15 protein-coding genes and 3 tRNA genes are annotated in these 18875 nt (G+C 58.3%); 13 read left to right on the plus strand and 5 right to left on the minus strand.

The features are described from left to right. Nucleotides 1–8 precede the first annotated feature (8 nt). The 7 genes from DT594_RS03605 to trkA all read left to right on the plus strand — a co-directional run bounded on the left by DT594_RS03605 (nucleotide 9) and on the right by trkA (nucleotide 5574). Nucleotides 9–84, plus strand: a tRNA-Ala gene (locus tag DT594_RS03605). A 74-nt stretch (nucleotides 85–158) separates the two neighbouring features. Then, nucleotides 159–234 (plus strand) — tRNA-Glu (locus DT594_RS03610). A gap of 43 nt (nucleotides 235–277) precedes the next feature. Further along, nucleotides 278–353: transfer RNA gene (locus tag DT594_RS03615), tRNA-Ala, on the plus strand. Nucleotides 354–512: 159 nt separating this feature from the next. Beyond that, the gene (locus DT594_RS03620) at nucleotides 513–1961 is read left to right on the plus strand and encodes a TrkH family potassium uptake protein (protein ID WP_149331403.1); all 1449 of its coding nucleotides are present in this window, start codon (nucleotides 513–515) and stop codon (nucleotides 1959–1961) included. Beyond that, complete coding sequence (locus DT594_RS03625; protein WP_178091398.1) at nucleotides 1961–3415, plus strand: sensor histidine kinase; 1455 nt, start codon at nucleotides 1961–1963, stop codon at nucleotides 3413–3415. The genes DT594_RS03620 and DT594_RS03625 overlap by 1 nt, the downstream gene beginning before the upstream one ends. Beyond that, on the plus strand, nucleotides 3412–4098 hold the full coding sequence (locus DT594_RS03630; protein WP_149331405.1) for a response regulator: 687 nt from the start codon (nucleotides 3412–3414) through the stop codon (nucleotides 4096–4098). Before DT594_RS03625 ends, DT594_RS03630 begins: the two co-directional genes overlap by 4 nt. 99 nt (nucleotides 4099–4197) lie before the next feature. Then, nucleotides 4198–5574, plus strand: coding sequence for a Trk system potassium transporter TrkA (gene trkA / locus DT594_RS03635; protein ID WP_149331406.1), 1377 nt, complete (start codon nucleotides 4198–4200; stop codon nucleotides 5572–5574). A gap of 14 nt (nucleotides 5575–5588) precedes the next feature. On the opposite strand, the gene DT594_RS03640 is transcribed toward trkA, so the two are convergent. Next, nucleotides 5589–7841: an Orn/Lys/Arg family decarboxylase gene (locus tag DT594_RS03640; RefSeq protein ID WP_149331407.1), complete on the minus strand. Its 2253-nt coding sequence runs from the start codon at nucleotides 7839–7841 to the stop codon at nucleotides 5589–5591. Between the two features lie 148 nt (nucleotides 7842–7989). On the opposite strand from DT594_RS03640, the gene DT594_RS03645 reads away from it, so the two are divergent. Then, nucleotides 7990–8451 (plus strand): acyl-CoA thioesterase, encoded by a 462-nt coding sequence (locus tag DT594_RS03645; RefSeq protein ID WP_149331408.1) that lies wholly within the window; start codon nucleotides 7990–7992, stop codon nucleotides 8449–8451. Between the two features lie 82 nt (nucleotides 8452–8533). Here the strand turns inward: DT594_RS03645 and ppnP are convergent, their stop codons facing one another. The 3 genes from ppnP to DT594_RS03660 all read right to left on the minus strand — a co-directional run bounded on the left by ppnP (nucleotide 8534) and on the right by DT594_RS03660 (nucleotide 13106). Further along, nucleotides 8534–8815, minus strand: a complete 282-nt coding sequence (ppnP, locus tag DT594_RS03650) for a pyrimidine/purine nucleoside phosphorylase (RefSeq protein ID WP_149331409.1) — start codon at nucleotides 8813–8815, stop codon at nucleotides 8534–8536. Between the two features lie 72 nt (nucleotides 8816–8887). Continuing rightward, nucleotides 8888–12055, minus strand: a complete 3168-nt coding sequence (locus tag DT594_RS03655; RefSeq protein ID WP_149331410.1) for an efflux RND transporter permease subunit — start codon at nucleotides 12053–12055, stop codon at nucleotides 8888–8890. Beyond that, complete coding sequence (locus DT594_RS03660; protein WP_149331411.1) at nucleotides 12048–13106, minus strand: efflux RND transporter periplasmic adaptor subunit; 1059 nt, start codon at nucleotides 13104–13106, stop codon at nucleotides 12048–12050. Before DT594_RS03660 ends, DT594_RS03655 begins: the two co-directional genes overlap by 8 nt. Nucleotides 13107–13397: 291 nt before the next feature. Between DT594_RS03660 and DT594_RS03665 the strand changes: the two genes are divergently transcribed. Further along, a complete protein-coding gene (locus DT594_RS03665) occupies nucleotides 13398–14276 on the plus strand; it encodes an NAD(P)-dependent oxidoreductase (RefSeq protein ID WP_149331412.1) in 879 nt (292 codons plus the stop codon). Nucleotides 14277–14372: 96 nt separating this feature from the next. After that, nucleotides 14373–14633 carry a YkgJ family cysteine cluster protein gene (locus DT594_RS03670; RefSeq protein ID WP_149331413.1) on the plus strand — a complete coding sequence of 87 codons (261 nt, stop codon included), beginning with the start codon at nucleotides 14373–14375 and terminating at the stop codon, nucleotides 14631–14633. 84 nt (nucleotides 14634–14717) lie between these two features. Here the strand turns inward: DT594_RS03670 and gltA are convergent, their stop codons facing one another. Then, nucleotides 14718–15989 carry a citrate synthase gene (gene gltA, locus DT594_RS03675; protein ID WP_149331414.1) on the minus strand — a complete coding sequence of 424 codons (1272 nt, stop codon included), beginning with the start codon at nucleotides 15987–15989 and terminating at the stop codon, nucleotides 14718–14720. A 369-nt stretch (nucleotides 15990–16358) separates the two neighbouring features. Between gltA and sdhC the strand changes: the two genes are divergently transcribed. From sdhC to sdhA, 3 genes are read left to right on the plus strand one after another with little or no spacing between them, the layout of a single operon-like run. After that, complete coding sequence (sdhC, locus tag DT594_RS03680) at nucleotides 16359–16733, plus strand: succinate dehydrogenase, cytochrome b556 subunit (RefSeq protein WP_149331415.1); 375 nt, start codon at nucleotides 16359–16361, stop codon at nucleotides 16731–16733. Beyond that, nucleotides 16727–17095, plus strand: a complete 369-nt coding sequence (gene sdhD / locus DT594_RS03685) for a succinate dehydrogenase, hydrophobic membrane anchor protein (RefSeq protein WP_149331416.1) — start codon at nucleotides 16727–16729, stop codon at nucleotides 17093–17095. Before sdhC ends, sdhD begins: the two co-directional genes overlap by 7 nt. Beyond that, on the plus strand, nucleotides 17096–18868 hold the full coding sequence (gene sdhA / locus DT594_RS03690; protein WP_149331417.1) for a succinate dehydrogenase flavoprotein subunit: 1773 nt from the start codon (nucleotides 17096–17098) through the stop codon (nucleotides 18866–18868). The last annotated feature ends 7 nt before the right edge of the window (nucleotides 18869–18875 follow it).

Consider the following 18875-nt stretch of genomic DNA (forward strand, 5'->3'; position numbering starts at 1 on the left):
CTAGAGACGGGGCTATAGCTCAGCTGGGAGAGCGCCTGCATGGCATGCAGGAGGTCTGCGGTTCGATCCCGCATAGCTCCACCATTTTTTGGTCACCGCTCTGCGTTGGCCTGTTTTATCACTGCACCGGAGTTCCAGCTCCAGTGAGAAGGGTTTGCGTCCCCTTCGTCTAGTGGCCTAGGACACCGCCCTTTCACGGCGGTAACAGGGGTTCGAGTCCCCTAGGGGACGCCATTGTTTGACCGGTACACATTGTGTATCGGGGTCGCGAGACCACGGGGCTATAGCTCAGCTGGGAGAGCGCCTGCATGGCATGCAGGAGGTCTGCGGTTCGATCCCGCATAGCTCCACCATTACCAAGGGCCGACATTCGTTGTCGGCCCTTTTTTTTGCTTTTTTCGCGTGTTTCGGTCCGGCTTTTACGCAATGTTTACGCCCGGCCAGTCATTTGCGCCTCGTTTGTTTATGCCGCGCGCCAGTAGCCTGTGCTCCATCATTTCAGGAGTCAGGTCATGCTCAAGTTCCTCCGTCCGATCATCTATGTGTGCGGCATTCTCATGTTGATCATGGCAGGGTTGATGTTGTCGGTAGCCTTGTTTGCGTGGATCCGCCAAGACCCGGAAATGTCGGTCTTTCTTATCAGCGCCGGTCTGGTCTCGGCATTGGGCCTGATTATGGTGATTGGCGGCCGTACTCAACATTTTCATTTGATTGCCCGGCAGTTGTACCTGCTGACCAGCTTGAGCTGGGTGATGATGTCGCTGGCCGGCGCCTTGCCGCTGTTCTTCAGTCATTTTGAGCTGACCTTTGTCAATGCGGTGTTTGAGGCGGTGTCCGGCATCACCACTACCGGCTCCACGATTCTGGTCAAAATCGAAACGCTGCCGCCGAGCTTGCTGCTCTGGCGCTCCCTGTTGCAATGGCTGGGCGGGCTGGGCGTGGTGGGCATGGCGGTGTCCATTCTGCCTTTTCTGCGGGTCGGCGGTATGCGGTTGTTCCATACCGAATCGTCGGACTGGTCGGACAAATCCATGCCGCGGATTCAGACGCTGGCGCGGATGCTGCTGGGTACTTACCTGACCATCAGCTTGGCCTGCATGCTGAGCTACTGGTGGGCGGGGATGAGCCTGTTCGATGCGATCAATCACGCGATGAGCACCGTATCCACCGGCGGTTACGCTACAGATGATCGCTCCATGGGGCGTTTTGACGCGCCGGTACTGTGGATCTCGATAGCCTTTATGCTCCTGGGAGCGATGCCATTCACCATGCTGATCGGATTCGCCCGGCGCCCCAGCCTGGCTGCGCTGAATAATCAGCAGGTCAAAGGATTACTGCTGATTGTCGCTGCGGTGTCGCTAGCGCTGACCGCCTACTTGATCGAGCAGGGCTCGCATGCTCCCTTCGACGCGCTGACCCATGCGACCTTCAACCTGGTATCGGTGATTACCACAACCGGCTACGCTTCCGGTGATTACACCCTGTGGGGCGCCTTCAGCGTGGCGCTGTTTTTTGTAGTGATGTTTATCGGTGGCTGTTCCGGGTCTACCAGTGGCGGCATGAAGGTCTTCCGTTTTCAGCTGAGCTATCTGTTTTTGCGCAGTCAGGTGCGCAAGCTGGTGCATCCCAATGGCATTTTTGTTACCCAGTACAACGGCAAGCCGGTCAGCGATGACATCATCCTCTCGGCGATTGCCTTTTCATTTCTGTTTTTCCTCTGTCTGGCTGGCTTCACCCTGCTATTGTCGATGATGGGGCTTGATCTGGTTACCAGTCTGACCGCTACGGCCACGGCATTGACCAACGTAGGCCCCGGGCTCGGACCCATTGTCGGACCTGCCGGTAATTTCGCAGGCTTACCGGATGCGGCCAAATGGCTGCTATCCTTTGCGATGCTTCTCGGCCGTCTGGAGTTGCTGACGATGATGGTTCTGTTCACACCGATGTTCTGGCGCAGTTGATGACTAAAAAAACCTGGGGCGTGGCCTCTCTCAAATCGCTGATCCTGCCAGTGCTGTTACCCGCGCTGGCGACGCTGCTGGCGGTTCTTCTGTCGCCGTTGCTGGCAGTGGCCAATCTGGCCTTGCTGTACCTGGCGGCGGTGTTACTCACGGCGATCAATACCAGTGTGCGGCCAGCGTTGGTCTCGGCTGTTCTGAGTTTTCTGGCGTATAACTTCTTTCTCACCGAGCCCCACTTTTCCCTGCGCATGCTGCACCGCGAGGACATCCTCACCGGCGTTCTGTTAATCATGGTTGCCATTGTGACCGGGCATCTGGCCGCCAGGCTCAGCGAGCAAGTGGCGGCGCTAAGGGATAGTGAACGTTGGAATGCACAGCAGATGGCCTGCGCCCGAGCACTATCGGTGTGCGTGGCGGCAGAGGAGGTGATCAAGGTTTTTTCGGCGCAGCTGGAAGAAGCTCTGGGTTGGTATGCCCGCCCATCGGACAACGTAATGACCACTCAGCATCCCGTGCACCAGGCGCGGGAGGTCAGTTGGTTTGAGGACGCAGGCGGCGTCAGCCTGATCTTTACCAACGCCAAGGCCGAGCAGGTAGGGGCGATACGCTTGTCTGCCACCGAGCCGTTGCAGAGCAGCCATCGGCAGCGTCTGGAGATGCTGGTGAATTTGGCCCGTCTGGCCTGGGGGCGAGTACAGCTGGAAGCCTCCCTGCGCGATGAGACCCTCGGCAAGGAGCGTGAGCAGTTGCGATCCGCACTGTTATCATCGGTCTCGCATGATTTGCGCACACCGCTGGCGACGATGATTGGCTCGGTCTCCAGTCTGATTGACCTGAGCGACTCGCTCGATGCAGCACAACGCGCCGAGCTGCTGGACAATACCCTGAGTGAAGCCCGGCGCCTGGATCGCTACATCCAGAAGCTGCTGGATATGACTCGGCTGGGGCACGGCGAATTGACCCTGGATCGAGACTGGATTGGCCTCGACGATATCGTCAGCGTAGTGATGCGCCGCAGCAAACCCCTGGTTGGCGATCTGGAGGTGAAACTCGATATACCGACGGGCCTGCCCTTGTTGCATGTGCATCCAGCGCTGATCGAGCAGGCGCTGTTCAACGTGCTGGAGAATGCCATTCGTTTTTCGCCGCCACGCGGCAGGATCTGGCTTAGCGCCGTAGAGGATGACGGCTGGCTGCATGTTGATGTGCGCGATAGCGGGCCGGGCATTTCAGCGGACAAGCGCGATCAGGTCTTCGATATGTTTCATACCTTCAGTCACGGTGATCAGTATGCTGCTGGCACGGGCCTGGGTCTGGCCATCTGTCGCAGTATTCTGGCGGCGCATGGCGGCACGGTGTCTGTGCTTGAGAGCGCTACACGCACGGGCGCGACGCTGCGCCTGAGCATACCATTGCCGAAGGCGGTCGATTCGACAGCAGGCGAGCCATTATGAACCGCGTCTTGATCATCGATGATGAACCGCAGATCCGGCGCTTTCTGACTATCTGCCTGGGTTCCCAGGGCTATCAGTTACTCGAGGCTGAAGACGGGCGGCGCGGCCTGCAGCAGGCAGCATTGCACGAGCCGGACCTGGTGATCATGGATCTCGGCTTGCCGGATATGGACGGTCAGCAGTTGTTGCAGAGTCTGCGCGATTTCTATCTCGGCCCGGTGATTGTCCTGTCCGTGCGCAATGGTGAGCGGGACAAGGTCATGGCACTGGACAACGGGGCCAACGATTACGTTGAGAAGCCTTTCGGTGCAAACGAGCTCTTGGCCCGCATTCGCGCGGTTTTGCGAACTTTTACAGGGGTGAGCGTTCCGCCGGTCGGTTATGAGGACGGCTACCTGAAAGTCGATCTGCTGGATCGTCGCGTCAGTGTGGCCGGGGAAGATGTGCACCTGTCGAAGAAAGAGTTTGAGCTGCTGCGTTCGCTGATCGCGTATCCCGGGCGAATTATCACTCAGCAGCAACTACTCAAGGACATCTGGGGGCCGCACCATACTCACGACACCCACTACTTGCGCATATTTATCGGAAGACTGCGCGCCAAGCTCGGCGATGACCCCACCGCGCCTCGCTATATCGAAACCGAAGCGGGCGTCGGCTATCGCTTTCTTGGCCAGCAGGACTAAGCGTATACGCATTGTTTACGCCTTGCCCCGTAGCTGAGCATCGTTTTTTTACAGGCTGGTCAGCAACACTGAACGCATGCACATAACCGGGAGTTACGCATGCGTATCATCATTCTGGGCGCCGGCCAGGTCGGCGGCACCCTGGCCGAACATCTGGCTGGCGAAGCCAACGATATTACCGTAGTCGACCACGACCTCCGGCGCCTCAGGGAGCTGGAGGATCGGCTGGACTTGCGTACGCTTTGCGGCTCCGCTTCGCTTCCACATATCCTCGCCCAGGCCGGGGCAGAGGATGCCGATATGCTGGTGGCGGTCACCAGTAGCGATGAAATCAACATGATTGCCTGCCAGGTAGCCCAAAGCCTGTTCAACCTGCCGCGCAAGATCGCCAGAGTGCGTGAGCACGATTATCTGACCCACGGCGACGCGTTATTCAGCCGTGAAGCGATCCCGGTGGATGTGCTGATCAGCCCGGAAGCGCTGGTGACCCGCAGCCTCAAACGGCTGCTGCAGTACCCAGGAGCATTGCAGGTGCTGGATTTTGCTGGCGGCAAGGCACAACTGGTGGCTGTAAAGGCGCGTTACGGTGGCGCCCTGGTGGGCCAGCAGATTGCGTCGCTGCGGGAACATCTGCCCGGTGTGGAAATTCGTGTGGCGGCGATCTTCCGGCGCGAGTGCGCAGTAATCCCCCGCGGTGATACGGTGATCGAAGCTGACGATGAAGTGTTCTTTATCGCGGCGCGGGAGGATATCCGCCAGGTGATGGGCGAGCTGCGCCGCCAGGATAATCCTTATAAGCGCGTGGTCATCGCCGGTGGCGGGCATATCGGTGCGCGGCTGGCGGCAAGCATCGAGGACCGCTATCGAGTCAAGGTCATCGAGTTGAATCTGGAGCGCTGCGAGCTGTTGTCGCAGGAATTGAAGCAAAGCACCATTTTGCACGGTAGCGCCTCCAATCGTGACATGCTGATTGAGGAAAATATCGAGGCGACGGATGTATTCCTGGCACTGACCAATGACGACGAGGCGAATGTGATGGCCTCGATGCTGGCGAAAAAGCTGGGCGCGCGTACGGTGATTACCTTGATCAATAATCCCGCCTACGTTGATCTGGTGCAGGGCGGCCTGATTGATATTGCTCTTTCCCCCCAGCAGTCGACTATCAGTGCGCTGCTTAGTCATGTAAGGCGTGGTGACGTCGTAGCCGTGCACTCGCTGCGCCGAGGGGCTGCGGAGGCATTGGAAGCCATTGCCCACGGTGACCAGCATAGCTCCAAGGTGGTCGGGCGCCGGATAGACCAGCTGGACCTCCCGGAGGGCACCACGGTGGGTGCCCTGGTCAGAGACGATGTGGTCTCCATCGCCCATGATCACAGTGTCATCGAGGACGGCGATCATGTGATTCTGTTCGTGGCCGACAAGCGTGCGGTGAAGCAGGTCGAGCGCTTGTTTCAGGTGGGCATCGGTTTTCTCTGAAGCCAGCCAGCCGGTCAGTCGCCTTTCAGGCAGTCGACACAGTACAGCAGGCTGCCGTCATCCTGCTGGGCACTGCGCAGGCCATGAATGTCGCTTTCAAAGCCGGGAAAGCGCTGGTCCTGGCGGCCGGCAATCTGCAGAAAGTCAGTGATCGCCGAACCGTCTGCAGGAAAGCGTTCACCGGGCATGATTACCGGAATACCGGGCGGGTAGGGCACCAGCATCACCGCGCTGATGCGGCCGGCCAATTGCTCGACCGGCACCATCTCCACCTGACCGCGCACCATGTGCTGATAAGCGTCGGCAGGGCGCACGACCATTTCCGGCAGCTCGGTGTAAATCTGTCGCAAGGTGCGCACCATGCGCTGCTCCTTGTAGAAAGCGTGCAACTGCTGGCAGATATCCTGCAAGCCCAGGCCGCGATAATGGCCGGTGGCGGCAACCCCCGGGAGTGTCGCCTCCAAAGGCGCGTTGGCATCGTACAGCCGCTTGAATTCCTGCAGCTCGGATACCAGGGTGCTCCACTTGCCCTTGGTGATACCCAGGGAAAACAGAATAAGGAAGGAATACAGGCCGGTTTTTTCCACCACCAGGCCGCGTTCGGCAAGAAAGCGTGTCACCACCGCCGCGGGTATGCCGCTCTTCGCCAGGCGCCCCTGTTCTTCGACACCAGGGGTCAGCAGGGTGACCTTGATGGGGTCAAGCAGCGCGTAGTCATCGGCCATGGGGCCAAAGCCGTGCCAGTCTTCGTGGTCATCCAGCGTCCAGTCGCGGGGCTGAACCTGCTCTGCCTCCAATGCATCCTCCGGTTCCCAGACGTCAAACCACCATTGGTCCTCATGCAGCCGCGCGGCAGTCTGTTGCATTGCGCGGCGGAAAGAGAGTGCTTCGTCCAGAGTTTCCTGCACCAGCGAGCGGCCGGGTTCGCCGGCCATCATCCCGGTGGCGACGTCGATCGAGGCGATGATGCCGTAGTGCGGCGAAGTGGAGGTATGCATCATGAAGGCTTCGTTGAAGCGCTCTAGATCAAGCTGCTGCTCCAGGCTGTTCTCGGCCAGAATAATCGATGCCTGAGATAGCGCGGCCAGGACCTTATGCGGGGATTGGGTGGCAAACACCAGAGGGTGCTTGGCACGCTCAAAGCCACGCTTGCTGCCCATGCCATGACGGCCAGCGTAGAACTCGTGAAAGGCCGCGTAGCCGTACCAGGCTTCATCAAAATGCAATATGTCGACCGCATCTTCCAGCTCGTCCTTGATCAGTTCGGCGTTGTAGCACAGCCCGTCGTAGGTCGAGTTGGTCAGTACCGCCAGGCGGATCTTGGCGTCGCGGCCCTGAAGCAGCGGATGCTCGGCCAGCCGCTGGCGCAGATTGGCCGGGGCGAAGGAATCCAGGCTGATCGGTCCGATAATGCCGTAGTCGTTACGCGAGCCGGTCAGATACACCGGAATAGCGCCGGTCATGATGATCGCGTGCAATATCGACTTGTGACAATTGCGGTCGACCAGCACCACATCATCACGACTGACAAAGGCGTGCCAGATGATCTTGTTGGCGGTCGAGGTGCCATTGACTACATAGAAACTGTGATCGGCGCCGAAGGTGCGCGCGGTATTGGCCTCAGCCTCGGCAATGGGCCCGTTGTGATCGAGCAGCGAGCCCAGACCAGGCACTGATACGGAGAGATCCGAGCGCAGTGTGTTTTCGCCGAAAAAGTCATGAAACGCGCGACCCACCGGGCTTTTGCGAAAGGCTACGCCACCGCCATGGCCGGGCGAGTGCCAGGAGTAGCTGGCGCGGCCGGTGTAATCGAGCAGCGCCTTGAAAAACGGTGGCAGCAGTTGCGCCAGGTAGGCCTGGGCGGTACGCGCGATCTGCCCGGCAATAAACGGCAGCGTATCCTCGAACAGATAGATGATCCCCCGCAACTGGTGCAGGTCACGCAGTGCGCTGAGCTTGTCGTTATCCAGACTCTGGCGGGTGGTCAGGGCCATGATCGGCAGTTCTGGTGAGCGGCAATGGGCAGCCTGGAACAGCGCTCTGACCTGCTCAAGATCATCCTCCTGGTCGGCGGTGAAGAGAATGCAGGACAACCCGCGGTGCGCCTCGGCGATCAAGCGGCCTTCGTCGATCGAGGCAGTGGCCAACACTTCAAGGCCTTCCTGCTTTAGCGCTTTAAACAGTTCGGCAAGTTGGCTGCCGGCCACATCCTGGCGGCCAATGTGCGGGTTGATGACCAGAATGGGGAAGTGCAAGTGCTTGAACATGAAAGCCGATTCCTTGAAAGACCTGCTTCCAGACTACACCACAGACGCGTGTGCTGCTTGGTCCGCTAAGCAGACCGACGGGTCAGAAACAGCTTGAGCAGTGGTATGCTTTGGACCTTACAAACGATATGGATGGGAGTTAGCGACAGTGAAATGGGATCTGGACAATCCGCACACCCTGGAAATTACCGTGCAGCCGGAGGATATCGATGGCCTTGGTCACGCGAATAATATCGTTTACGTTGGTTGGTTAGAACGCTGCGCCTGGCAACATTCCAGCTCTCTGGGTCTGGGGGTGGAGGAATACCGCAAACTGGATAGAGCCATGGCGGTGTTTCGTCACGAGATTGATTACCTGAGCGCCGCATACGAGGGCGATCAACTGGTCATGGCGACCTGGATTATCAGTTGGGACAAAAAGCTGCGCATGACCCGTCACTTTCAGTTATGCCGCAAGTCGGATGGAGCCACACTGTTGCGTGCCCGCACGACATTCGTTTGCATAGAGGTGTCCACGGGCAAACCCAAGCGTATGCCGCCGATTTTTATCGAAGTCTACGCCAAGGGTATGTCTGCCGATGCCGAGACCGGAGAAGTTACAAGGGATTGAAGCGGGGATGACGGCGCGGAATTAATACTTGCGGCTGGAGCGCAAGCAAAGCGGCAGGTGTTGGCCTGCCGCTGCTATGGTTTTAGCGGTACTCGCACAGGTAGGCGGTATCTTCCTCTACTACCAGTTTGAACTTGCTATGCGCGGCTACTACAAACTGGCTGCCAGCAGCATATTCTTCCCACTCATCGCCACCCGGCAATTGCACGGTGAGCTTGCCAGTAATCACCTGCATGATTTCCAGCTGATTGGTGCCGAATTCGTACTCACCCGGTGCCATAACGCCCACAGTGGCGGTACCGTCGGGCTGCTGAAAGCCGATTGACGCGACCTTGCCATCAAAATACTCGTTGATCTTGAACATCTGCGGGCTCCTCGAGAGCGTAATTGAGAGCCGCCTAGTATGCCTAAGCCGGCTATATACCGGCAATCGAAATCAGACTGCCGCCGGTCTACCGGTCAATTTAGTTGTTGCACATTCTGCCAAGCCATTAATGATCATATACAGGCAGGGCACCACGAACAGCGTCAGCAGCATCGAGACCATCAGCCCGCCGACCACCGTCAAGGCCAGCGGGCGCATGATCTCTGCGCCTTCACCTATGCCGATCGCCAAGGGCAGCATGCCGAGTACGGTGGTTAGCGTGGTCATCAGAATCGGCCGCAAGCGCACGCTGCCAGCTCGGGCAATCGCTTCGATCACGCTAAGACCGTCCTGCCTGCGCCCCTGCTCGATATATTCCACCAACAGGATGGCGTTGTTGACCACAATGCCTATCAGCAGTATCAGACCAATCATCACTGGCGAGGAAACCGGCGTGCTGGTTGCCCACAGGGCGAGACTGACGCCCACCATAGACAGGGGCGCTGCGGCCATGATAATCAGCGGGTTGCTCAGCCGTTCGTACTGAACGGCCAGCACCACGAACACCAGGAAAATCGACAGCATGACCACCAGAATGATTTCCTGATTGGTTTCCTGGATGGTTTCCCATTGCCCGCCGGTAAGCAAACTGTAGCGTTCCGGTATTTCCAGATCCGCCAGACGCTCCTCAACGGCCATCATCACGGTACCAACATCGGAAATACTGGTGTTGATATCACCCACCACGCGCATGATCCGCGTCTGGTTCTCGCGATAGATCACCGCCGGACCTTCACCCAGCTCCAGCCGGGCGACGTCGCGCAGCAATACCGGTTCATCGTCAATACGAAACAGCAGTAGGCTGCCCAGGTCTTCAGCATTGGTGATCGTATCGTAGGGCAGGCGTACGCGCATGTCGTACTCCTGATTACCGTCGATGTACTGGGTAGCCACCTGGCCGTCCACTGCATGGCGGATAGCTTCGCCTACGTCGCTGACGCGCAGACCAAACTGCGCCGCTCGCTGACGATCAACGAACAGCCTGAGCAGGGGCGTTTGATCCTCGGCACCGGTCTCCAGCCCAATCAACCCTGGAATGCCCTCCAGGCGCTGCTTGATGTCGTCTGATATGCGTTGCAGTTCGTCCAGCTCAGGACCGGTCACGCCAATCGCCAGATCGTTGCCGTCGCTGGTGAAACGCAGGCCGCGAATCTGCGGCGGCCGTGCGGTAATGCTGACGCCGGGCAAGCCCAGGTCACGCACCGCCCGCTGCGCCTCGTTGATCCAGATGCCCGCGGGCATGTCCGGGCGTTCGCTGGCTGGCACCAGTTGAATCTGAAAGATACCCGAGCCAGCCCGCTCACTGATGACGCCGCCCCACAGGGCCCCGCCTGCCAGGGTAAAGACGTTATCGACGTGGTCGCGCTCAAGCAGTAATTGTTCAATTTGCCTGGACACGCGCTGGGTCTCATCCGGGGGCGTGCCCGCCGGCATGGTAATGCGTATCTGTACCGCCCCGTCATCCAGCTGCGGCAGAAACTCGCTGCCCAACTGAGTGAACAGCCATGCCGAGCCTGCCAGCAACAGCGTAGCCAGGCCCATCACGCCCCAGCGCCAGCGAAGAACGCCGGGCAATACGCGGGCATAGCCATTGCGCAGACGTAATATGCCCGCGCTGAAACCGCGTACCGGCGCGCTGTTAACCAGGCCACTGTTGAAACTGATGCGCCCCATCAGGGCGGCCAACGAGGGCACCAGGGTAAGGCCGGCAAGCAGCGTGGCGAGGATGGCGAAGGAAATGGTCACGATCATTTCGCGGAATACCAACGCGGCAATGCCACTGACCAGTAGAAAAGGTAATACCGCCGCCAGGTTGGTCATGGTTCCGGCCGTTATAGCTGACACCACCTCGCTGGCGCCGTCGCGCGCGGCATCATCAGGTGATTTGCCCAGGGTTTCGCGATGTCGATAGATGTTTTCCAGCATGACGATGGCGTTGTCCAGCAGCAGGCCGACACCCAACGCCAGCCCGCCCATACTGATGATGTTCAGCGTCAGGCCGCTCATGCCCATCAGACTGAAAGTTGCCATTATGGCGATGGGGATGGAAATGCCGATGACGAAGCCTTTGCGCAGGCTGCCGAGGAACAGCAGCACGATAATCATTGCCAAAGTGCCGCCCAGCAGCGCGGCAGAGGTCACGCTGGACAGCGCACCACGGATGAAATAGGTCGGGTCTTGGGTCGGCCGATAACTGATATCGGCAGGAATGAAGTCGCTGCGCTCAAGCCTTTTCAGCGTGTCGCGCACGGCATCCGCGACCGCGACGGTGTTGGCCTCCGGCAGTTTGTAAATGGATACCTGCGATGCGGGAGTGCCATCCAGACGGGCAAAGACTCGTTGCCGGCGGTTGCCGTCGATCACTTCGGCAACATCTGCCAGGCGGATATTCTGCCCGTAGCGGGACACTTCGCGGGGGAGTGGCAGAAGCAGGTTCTCGATCTGCTTCAGGGAGGTAAACAGGCCCTCGGTCTTGGCCGCGACATCAAAGGTGTCGGAGGTCACGCGGCCAATCGCCAGATCGCGGTTCTCGGCAGCGAGGATGCGGCTTACGTCAGCCATACCCATGCCGTAGGACAGCAGCCGCTGCTGATCAATAATCACCTCGATCTCGCGGACCATGCCGCCAGCGGCTTCCACCGAAGACACCCCGGGAATGCCGATCAGTTGCGGCGTCAGCGTATTCTCAATCCAGTCGTTGACCGCAGCCTCATTGCGCACGGTCGAGCTGAATCCGCCTTGCCAGACAGCTTGCTGGCCGGGATCGAACTTGCGCACACGTGGTGGATCAACGTCCGGCAAAAGAGGTCTGGCCTGTTCCAGGCCACGTGCGGTGTCCTGCAATGCCAGGTCGAGATCGGTACCGAATTCGAAAGTCAGATCCAGATCGGTCTGGCTGTCTTCTACTTCACTGCTGATCTTGGTGAGGTTCTCGGTGGCGGCGAGGTTGCGCTCGAGCACCCGGGTGACCTGTTCTTCAATTACCTCAGCGGAGACCCCAGGGTATTCAACACTGACGCGGATCTGCGGGTAATCGATACTGGGCAGCAGGTCGATCGGCAGGCGTTGCAGAAAGTACAAGCCCATGATCAGTACCACTGACGCCAGGGCCAGGGTGCCAACCGGGCGGCCGATGGCAAGTGTAGTCAGGCCGAAACGTGGGCGCTCGGGATCAGTCATGGTTGATCACAATGCGTACCTGCTGATCTTCCAGCATATCTATCGGGTTGCTGGCCAATATGGTTTCGCCGGGCTCAAGGCCGTTGACGATTTCCGTCCAGCGGCCGCGACTGATGCCTTTGCTGATCTCGCGCTGAACCAGTCTGTCGTTCTCTATCACGTACACGTAATGACCATTGTCCAGGCTGCCGACCGCCGCTCCTGGTACCACGAGCGTATTCGGCCGCGGATCAATAGCCGCGTCTATGCGAGCTAGAAAGCCCGGTCGCACGCCCTGATCCCAGGCGCTGCTGGGGAGTAATACTTCAACGGTAATCAGTCGGCTGCTTCCCTGTGCTGCGGGAAAGATCCGTCTTACTCTGCCTTCCAGACGCAGCTCGGGCAGGGCGTCCAGTGTGACGGGCAGTATCTGGTCCTGGTTGATATGCACCACATCCAGTTCCGATACGCCCAGACGCAGTACCAGTTGGTCCAGGTCTGCCAGTTCGAACAGCGTACTCTGGATTTCCACGGCTTCACCGGTCTCGATATGCCGGGCGATAATGGTACTGGCCTGAGGTGCTTCAATACGTCCGTAGGCGACTCTGCTGAGCCATAGATCACGCTGACTGCGGGCCACCTGCAGGGCGACATCGGCGGCCTGATATTCTATCTGGGTTGCGACACCGCGCCGGCGCAGTTCGATGGCGCGCTCAAAATCCAGTTTGGCCGAGGCCATTTGTGCCTCTGAGCGCGCGAGCTCGGCGGCGGCCTCGGCGACATCCAGTTGGGCGAGGAGTTGCCCGGCCTTGACGCGATCGCCTTCCTCGACCGCTACGCTCTTTACTGTGCCTTCGGTGCGGGCGGCCAGACTGATCAGCGCGCGGGGCTCTACGGTCGCTGCAAGCCGCAGCGGGCGGGAAAGGTCACGTGTGTTTACCTGGTGCGCGGCTACGGGTGTAGCGTCACGCTTCGCCTGAGGCGGGTCCGCTTCCTGCTGGCAGCCGACGAGCAGTGCGAGTGCGAGAAGGGCCGACAGCGGACGGGGGGAATCGGACTTGTACCTCAGCATGCGTTTGAACATTCCTTTAATGGCGCACATGTACTCGCATATCGGTAAAGGCGAGCATGGCCCGCTGACATGGATTAAGCGCGGTCGGGTAGCTGTATGCTAACCGTTACTGATGACAGAATCAGCGCAAGCTGATAATCATTCTTGATATTTCTTGGCAAAAGGTTTCAAGAAAAAGCCACTGTCGCCAGGTTAGGCTATGGTGCACGCAATGAAAGTCCGGTGCGTACCGGGTGGGTGTGATCTAACCAGCGAGGCTGCTATGGCAGCCTCCTTCTTGAGGAGATACTGATGGCGAACCTAGCTTTTATCGGACTGGGAGTGATGGGTTACCCTATGGCGGGCCATTTGCGCTCCGCCGGCCATGACGTAACGGTTTACAACCGTACTGAGTCCAGAGCCAAGGCCTGGGTTAATGAGTTTGGTGGTCGCGCTTGTTCGACCCCGGCTGAAGCCGCGGCAGACCAGGATCTGGTGATGATCTGCGTGGGTAATGACGATGATCTGCGCGAAGTGGTCTGCGGAGAGCAGGGTGTGCTTCAGGGTATTCGTTCTGGCGCAGTGATTATCGACCATACCACTGCGTCTGCAGGCGTGGCCCGCGAGCTGTTCCAGCGCTGTGCGGAAAAGGGCGTGGGTTTTCTCGATGCGCCGGTATCCGGCGGTCAGGCGGGTGCGGAAAATGGTCAACTGACCATCATGGTCGGCGGTGACGAGTCCGTATTCGACTTCAGCCGGCCGGTGATGAATTGCTATGCCAAGATGCTCAAATTGATGGGGCCGGCGGGGTCGGGTCAATTGACCAAGATGGTCAACCAGATCTGCATCGGCGGCCTGGTCCAGGGGCTTGCGGAAGCGCTGCATTTTGCCAAGAGCGCGGGGCTGGATGGCGAGGCGGCGATGTCAGTGATCAGCAAAGGCGCGGCACAATCCTGGCAGCTGGAAAACCGCCACAAGACCATGCTCGCCGGTGAGTTCGAGTTTGGTTTCGCGGTGGACTGGATGCGCAAGGATCTGGGTATCGTGCTGGATGAGGCGCGTCGCAATGGCGCACAACTGCCGGTTACTGCGCTGGTCGATCAGTTTTACGCAGATGTTCAGGCCATGGGTGGCAACCGCTGGGACACCTCCAGCCTGATCGCGCGGCTGGAGCGCAAGCGCGACAAGTAACTGCGGTCCGGTCCGCGACCTCAGATCGACAGCTGCTGCTCTCCTGTGGATAATACCGCGCCTTGGTCATGTCGCGTCCACAGGAGGGCAACGTTCATGTCATTGACTAGTTGCCGCTCCGGCTGCGGCGCTTGCTGCATAGCACCTTCAATAAGCTCACCGATCCCGGGCATGCCGCAGGGCAAGCCTGCCGGGGTGCGTTGTATTCATCTGGATGCGGACGCCCGCTGCGCGATTTTTTTCTCTCCGGATCGCCCCCGGGTCTGTGCAGAATTCCACCCGGCTGCGGACGTGTGCGGTGACAACGCTGCGGATGCCCTGCGGATTATCGGTTGGTGGGAAGCGCAGACGGGTTAGGGGCGAGCTTCAAGCCGCAAGGAATAGAGCTCAAGGCCACCCAACAAAAAACCCGCCGAAGCGGGTTTTTTTGTTGCGGACTGCTTAGTGCGGATAGTCGCGCTTGGGCGAGCCGGTGTACAGCTGGCGCGGACGGCCGATCTTGTACGGGCCGCTGATCATCTCGTTCCAGTGCGCGATCCAGCCTGGCGTGCGGCCGGTGGCAAAGATCACGGTGAACATCGAGGCCGGGATACCGATGGCCTTGAGAATGATGCCGGAGTAGAAGTCGACGTTCGGGTACAGGTTGCGCTCGACGAAGTAGGGGTCGTTGCGGGCGATTTCTTCCAGCTTCATCGCCAGCTCCAGCTGCGGATCATTGATACCCAGTTCGGCCAGTACTTCATCACAGGTCTGCTTCATCACTTTGGCGCGTGGGTCAAAGTTCTTGTAAACGCGGTGACCGAAGCCCATCAACTTGAACGGATCGTCCTTGTCCTTGGCCTTGGCCACGAACTTCTCGATGTTGGACACATCGCCGATTTCGTCGAGCATGCGCAGTACCGCTTCGTTGGCACCGCCGTGCGCCGGTCCCCACAGGGCAGCGATGCCTGCAGCGATACAGGCAAAGGGGTTGGCACCGGAAGAACCGGCCAGGCGTACAGTAGAGGTGGAGGCGTTCTGCTCGTGATCGGCATGCAATACGAAGATGCGATCCATGGCCTTGGCCAGTACCGGGTTGACCTTCTTCTCGTCACAGGGCGTATTGAACATCATGTGCAGGAAGTTTTCGGAATAGCTCAGATCGTTGCGCGGGTACATCATGGGCTGACCCATGGAATACTTGTACACCATGGCTGCCAGCGTCGGCATCTTGGCGATCAGGCGAACAGCCGAGATCTCCCGGTGATGCGCGTCGTTGATGTCCAGTGAATCATGGTAGAACGCAGACAGCGCACCGACCACGCCACACATGATGGCCATCGGGTGGGCGTCGCGGCGGAAGCCGTTGAAGAACGTCTTGAGTTGTTCGTGCACCATGGTGTGGTTCTTGATGGTGCTGACAAACTCTTCCTTCTCGCTGTCGTTGGGCAGTTCACCCTTGAGCAGCAGAAAGCAGGTTTCCAGGAAGTCGGCTTTCTCAGCCAGTTGCTCGATGGGGTAGCCGCGGTGCAACAGCACGCCTTTGTCGCCATCGATATAGGTAATCTTGGATTCGCAGGAAGAGGTGGCCATAAAGCCGGGGTCGAAGGTGAAGAAACCTTCTGCGGTCAGACCGCGTACATCGATAACATCCGGGCCAAGAGTGCCTGAATACATTGGCAGGTCAATGGGGGTATTCCCCTCGATGATCAACTGCGCCTTTTTATCAGCCATTGATGGCCTCCTGTCTGCTGGAATCGAACTGGAATCGAAAAGAGCCCCCACGCAGGGCCCGCATCACTATAAGGTGATAAATCGGTTTGTCAATTCTACCGATAGTGAATGGATATCACTCAGATAAAAAGCTTTTATTTGCACCCTGAACGAGTCTTGTAAACGCCCTGTACGGTTGTAACAAGGGCATTCCAAAGGCTTGGTTGCATTGTAATCAGGGGGTCAAGTCTCTATACTCCATGACCGGCAAAGTGGCATATCGGCCTTCCTGCAAGGTCAAGTAGTTATGCTGCTGGGGTACCCACAATAGTGCACCTTCCTATAATCCAGCCCTGAACCACAAAAAGGGCAACGAGTGTGAATATAGCCGTGAATAGCAAAAGACCTGTCAATCTAGATCTCAGGACAATCAAGCAACCTGTCACAGCGCTGACTTCAATTGCTCATCGCATTTCGGGAATCATTCTGTTCATTTCCATCGCAGGCCTGCTTTGGATGCTGGACGTCTCATTGAGTTCCGAAAGTGGTTTCGAGCGAGTGCAGTCGGTTCTGCAGAATCCGCTGGCCAAACTGATCCTCTGGGGTGTGCTGTCTGCCCTGCTGTATCACCTGGTTGCCGGTATTCGTCACCTGATCATGGACGCCGGAGTAGGTGAGGGTCTCGAGAGCGGTAAGCGTGGCTCGCAGATCGTGATTGTCGTATCCGTCATTCTGATTGTTCTTCTGGGGGTTTGGATATGGTAACCAACGTCACCAACCTGTCGCGCAGCGGTCTTTACGACTGGATGGCGCAACGCGTCTCTGCCGTATTGCTGGCAGCCTATGTGCTGTTCCTGCTTGGTTATCTGATATTCAATCCGGGCCTCACTTATACGGATTGGCAGGGTCTATTCAGCCAGAACTGGATGCGTATATTCAGTCTGCTCACACTGGTGGCCTTGAGTGTTCACTCCTGGGTCGGAATGTGGACCATTTCTACTGACTACCTGACTCCTATGGCAGTTGGCAAATCCGCTACGGTTGTGCGCTTCCTGTTCCAGGCAGTGTGCGGTCTGACGATGTTTGTCCTGTTTGTCTGGGGCGTGCAGATTCTTTGGGGTATCTAAATGTCTAACATTCGTACTTTGACTTTCGACGCCATCATTGTAGGTGGTGGTGGTGCAGGCATGCGCGCGGCGCTGCAGCTGGCCCAGGGTGGTCACAAGACTGCCGTGGTCACCAAGGTATTCCCGACCCGTTCACACACAGTGTCTGCTCAGGGCGGCATCACCTGCGCTATCGCGTCGGCTGATCCGAACGATGACTGGCGCTGGCACATGTATGACACCGTCAAGGGCTCCGACTATATCGGTGACCAGGACGCAATCGAATACATGTGTTCCGTTGGTCCGGAAGCTATTTTCGAGCTGGAGCACATGGGTCTGCCGTTCTCCCGTACCGAGCAGGGCCGCATCTATCAGCGTCCGTTCGGCGGCCAGTCCAAGGGCCCGGATAACCCCACTCAGGCAGCGCGTACCTGCGCCGCAGCCGACCGTACCGGCCATGCTCTGTTGCACACGCTGTATCAGAACAACGTCAAGCACAACACCACCTTCCTTAACGAATGGTATGCAGTCGATCTGGTAAAAAACCAGGACGGTACTGTGGTGGGCGTGATTGCGATCTGCATTGAGACCGGCGAGACCGCCTATATCCGCTCCAAGGCAACTGTATTGGCGACCGGTGGGGCAGGGCGTATCTATGCCTCGACTACCAACGCGCTGATCAACACCGGCGACGGTATCGGTATGGCGCTGCGCGCTGGCGTACCGGTACAGGATATTGAAATGTGGCAGTTCCACCCGACCGGTATTGCCGGCGCGGGTACCCTGGTGACCGAAGGTTGCCGTGGTGAAGGTGGTTATTTGATCAACAAGCATGGCGAGCGGTTCATGGAGCGTTATGCGCCCAACGCCAAAGACCTTGCTGGTCGTGACGTGGTAGCTCGTTCCATGGTCAAGGAAATCATTGCCGGTAACGGCTGTGGCCCAGATGGCGACCATGTAATGCTCAAACTTGATCACCTGGGCGAGGAAGTGCTGCATAGCCGTCTGCCGGGTATCTGTGAGTTGTCCAAGACTTTTGCTCACGTTGATCCGGTTACTGCACCGATTCCAGTAGTCCCGACCTGCCACTACATGATGGGCGGTATCCCGACCAACATTCATGGTCAGGCGATTACCCAGGACGCCAACGGCCAGGACAAGATCGTTGATGGTCTGTTCGCTGTAGGTGAGGTTGCCTGCGTATCGGTACACGGTGCCAACCGTCTGGGCGGCAACTCGCTGCTCGATCTGGTGGTATTCGGCCGTGCTGCTGGCCTGCACCTGGAGTCTTCGCTGAAAGATGGAGTTGAGCATCGCTCGGCATCCGAGTCTGACATCGAAGCGTCGCTGAGCCGTCTGGATTCGCTGAACAAGCGTACCGCCGGCGAAGACGTAGCGCCGCTGCGCAAGGAACTGCAGAACTGCATGCAGAACTACTTCGGTGTGTTCCGTACTGGCGAGTTCATGGAAAAAGGTATCAAACAGCTGGCCGATCTGCGCGAGCGCATTGCGACCGTTAAGATTGATGACAAGAGCCAGGCGTTTAACACTGCGCGTATCGAAGCACTGGAATTGCAAAACCTTCTGGAAGTGGCCGAAGCAACTGCGGTAGCCGCAAACCTGCGTACCGAAAGCCGTGGTGCGCATGCCCGTGAAGATTTTGAAGATCGTGACGATGAAAACTGGCTGTGCCACAGCCTGTACATGCCCGCTACCAAAGAATTGCGTAAGCGAGCAGTCAACTTCGCGCCGAAAACAGTGCCTGTTTTTGAACCCAAGGTTCGTACTTATTAATAGGGTG

It is taken from the genome of Halopseudomonas laoshanensis, from assembly GCF_008365385.1.
GTDB lineage: Bacteria > Pseudomonadota > Gammaproteobacteria > Pseudomonadales > Pseudomonadaceae > Halopseudomonas > Halopseudomonas laoshanensis.